Raw genomic sequence first — 3,122 nt, 5'->3', positions numbered from 1 at the left:
GCGTCGCAAGAGGACGCGGAGCGTCCGGAAAGGCATGCGACGCGGAGCGCCGCACGATAGTTGCGATCCTCGTTCCCGCTATAGGCCTCAGCTCCGTATCAGTGCGCCCGCAAGCTTTGCTATTCTTCGCGCCCTGTGAGCGCCAGGCGCTTTTTTCAGCCATGTTTCGGGGGCTTCATGACGGCCATCGTTCAATCCACTCCCCAGCCCTTCAGCAGAGCCGACTACAAGACCCTGGGTCTTGCGGCGTTGGGTGGCGCGCTGGAAATCTACGACTTCATTATCTTCGTATTCTTTGCGCTGACCCTCAGCCAGCTGTTTTTTCCGCCCGACATGCCCGAGTGGCTGCGTCTGCTGCAAAGCTTCGGGATCTTCGTGACAGGCTATCTCGCACGCCCGCTGGGCGGCATTCTGATGGCGCATTTTGCCGACCTGCTGGGACGCAAGCGGGTGTTCAGCCTGAGTATTCTGATGATGGCCCTGCCTTGTCTGCTGATCGGCATCATGCCCACCTACGCACAGATTGGTTACTGGGCGCCGCTGGTGCTGCTGGCGTTACGCATTCTGCAGGGCGCAGCGGTCGGCGGCGAGGTACCCAGTGCCTGGGTCTTCGTGGCAGAGCACGCACCCCAGGGGCATCGCGGCTACGCACTCGGGGTTTTGCAAGCCGGTCTGACGTTTGGATACCTGCTCGGTGCGCTGACCGCAACATGGCTGGCAAGGGTCTTCAGCCCGGGTGAGATCCTTGACTGGGCGTGGCGCATTCCGTTTCTGCTGGGCGGTGTTTTCGGTGTAGTGGGCGTCTGGCTGCGTCGCTGGCTGAACGAAACGCCAGTGTTCATCGCCATGCACGCCCAGCGTGAAAACCTGCCTGCACTGCCGCTTGGCCAGGTCCTGCGCGATCATCGCCAATCCTTGCTGCCTGCCGCGCTGTTGACGTTTGTGCTGACGTCCGCGGTGGTCGTGCTGGTGGTGATTACCCCGACGGTCATGCAGCAGCGCTTCGGGATCAGCGCCAGCAATACCTTCGCCCTGAGCGCAGTGGGCATCGTCTTCCTCAATATCGGCTGCGTGCTGGCAGGCATGCTGGTTGACCGCATCGGTGCGTGGCGCGGGGTCATCATCTACAGCCTGCTGCTGCCGCTGGGTATAGGCGTGCTTTACGCCAGCCTCATCCAGCAATGGATGCCGCTGGGTATCGCCTACGCCATTGCAGGGCTGGCCTGCGGGGTTGTCGGCGTGGTGCCTTCGGTGATGGTCGGACTGTTCCCTGCGAACATTCGTGTGTCGGGCATCTCGTTCACTTACAACATTGCCTACGCTTTTTGGGCGAGTACCACGCCATTGCTGCTCATCGCGCTGATGCCCTGGAATATCTGGGTTTGCGTGCTTTACAGCCTGGTCATGGGGATTGTGGGTCTGACGACCGCAGCGGTATTCGGCCTGCGCCGGGGTGTAGTGGTAGATGACCTTGCAACCGGCAGAAGCGGATAGCGCCAAGCCTGTTCCTGCTGGCGCGCCTCTTTCTCGCACGCAGCCGCTCATCTCTGTGGGCGGTTTTCGCAAATGAAACATATCAAGAAAGTTCCTCAAGTCAGGCGCTGTCAATTGTAACAAGTGATTGTAATTCTGTTTGCTCAAGTCTATCTTGCGCCCTTCTATATTATTTTTATTTATTGAGCTGGTGTGCTCTTGCCTGCCACGATTCCAACGTGGCTCGGCTGGCGGGTTATTTATGATTTCATTAAATTGATAGTCGTAATTTTTCTGTATTTTCTGTAGGAGATTTCTTCAGTTGTTTATTAATTAACGATTATTCTTACAGGTCTTTGTTTTTGGCAAGGCTTTGGTTTTTATTCGGGTTTAATGAAAAACAATACTAAATAAAATGATTTCTGTGCCGATTTACTTTTTAGGTCATGGAAGACGAGTGTAAGAAACATCCTACAAATTTGCTCTAGGGCAAAATGATGGCAAGGGGAAGTAGTATGGAGGTGACAATGAGAGAGCAAGAGGTTCTTGGCCTGCTGTTGCAGGGCTGTACGAACAAGGAAATCGCCAGGCAGCTCCGTATCAGTGACTATACGGTTCGCGATCACGTGTCTTCGCTACTAAGAAAGAGCCGTGTAAAGACCCGTGTCGAGCTCATGGCGCGTTGTGTTTCTATCTTGCTTCCGGGAAAAAGTAACCGACCCCCTACATCTGTCGGATTGCGTAACGAGTCAGCACATACATAATGTGTCTTGTCACAGAATATATCTTGTCAGGGCGATCAGCGTTATCGGGATAGTGCCTCAAGGTCAATAATCTCAATGTTGCACTACGGTTGCTTTTCGGTGTTCGGCTATCTGGCTGCCCGGAACAGGGGATTTCTGAAGTTCGTCCTTACGGCAAACCGTAAAGAATAAAAAGGAGCAATCATGACTGTTTGTTTTGTTCGGGGCCGGTCTGAGTCCGATCAGTCATTGCGGCTGGATCCGCATCGGCCCGGTTTGAATCTCACAACAGACTTCCATCGCCTGGCAACCCGTCAGTCGGCACTTTCGGTGACGCAACTTGCCGAGCAACAGAAAAAACTGTCCGGCCCCGTTGGCCTGTTTGCCAAGCTCTGCCGACAGGTTCGCTCGCATGGACGCCAGGCCCCGTTGATCGAAGAGGTCGAGCGGCTTGAGGGGCGCAAGCGCAAGTGGCTGGCGGAGCAGGCTGTACAGTTCATCCTGGGCTTGCACGGCCGCCGGCCAGCGGTCGACAACCCGTTCAAAGGCCTGTTGCGCGAAGACCTGTGTTGCATCGTGTTCGATGACGCATCGCTGCACACGCTGGTCGAGCGTTACACTGCCGGTGAAGCACTGCGGCACCAGGACAGCGAGTACTTCGTCAAACTCATTGCCACCACACGGAACACGGTCGAGCGACGAATCGTCTTCCACGGCCTGCTCGAACACTTCGACCGATTATTGCCGATCGAAAAGAGCATCTACCCGCTCAATTATCGCACCACCCAGCTTGCCCATCTGGAGCAGGAGGAAACCCTCTACGGCAAGTTGATCATGGAGCAGCCCATTAGGGAAGGTCTGAAGTAGCCGGATGTTTTCCGGCTACCGAGTCCTCAGCACTTTTCA

General features: G+C 55.6%; 3 protein-coding genes. All 3 read left to right on the top strand.

Annotated elements, in window-relative coordinates; all coding sequences use genetic code 11:
* Positions 1-177: 177 nt before the first annotated feature.
* The 3 genes from RYA97_RS17285 (at position 178) to RYA97_RS17275 (ending at position 3,083) form a co-directional block, all read left to right on the top strand.
* Positions 178-1,494, top strand: a complete 1,317-nt coding sequence (locus tag RYA97_RS17285; RefSeq protein WP_117140798.1) for an MFS transporter — start codon at positions 178-180, stop codon at positions 1,492-1,494.
* A gap of 473 nt (positions 1,495-1,967) precedes the next feature.
* The gene (locus RYA97_RS17280) at positions 1,968-2,237 is read left to right on the top strand and encodes a helix-turn-helix domain-containing protein (protein ID WP_004657623.1); all 270 of its coding nucleotides are present in this window, start codon (positions 1,968-1,970) and stop codon (positions 2,235-2,237) included.
* A gap of 183 nt (positions 2,238-2,420) precedes the next feature.
* Positions 2,421-3,083: a hypothetical protein gene (locus tag RYA97_RS17275; protein WP_044324256.1), complete on the top strand. Its 663-nt coding sequence runs from the start codon at positions 2,421-2,423 to the stop codon at positions 3,081-3,083.
* The last annotated feature ends 39 nt before the right edge of the window (positions 3,084-3,122 follow it).

Origin of the sequence: Pseudomonas syringae group sp. 26L6 (assembly GCF_032587815.1) — a bacterium.
GTDB lineage: Bacteria > Pseudomonadota > Gammaproteobacteria > Pseudomonadales > Pseudomonadaceae > Aquipseudomonas > Aquipseudomonas amygdali.
This window is presented reverse-complemented; position numbering and strand designations above follow the sequence as displayed.

What these genes read in the sequence shown, in the direction of transcription:
- RYA97_RS17285 (WP_117140798.1), top strand. Translation starts at nt 178, where the DNA reads ATGACGGCCATCGTTCAATCCACTCCCCAGCCCTTCAGCAGAGCCGAC.
- RYA97_RS17280 (WP_004657623.1), top strand. Translation starts at nt 1,968, where the DNA reads ATGATGGCAAGGGGAAGTAGTATGGAGGTGACAATGAGAGAGCAAGAG.
- RYA97_RS17275 (WP_044324256.1), top strand. Translation starts at nt 2,421, where the DNA reads ATGACTGTTTGTTTTGTTCGGGGCCGGTCTGAGTCCGATCAGTCATTG.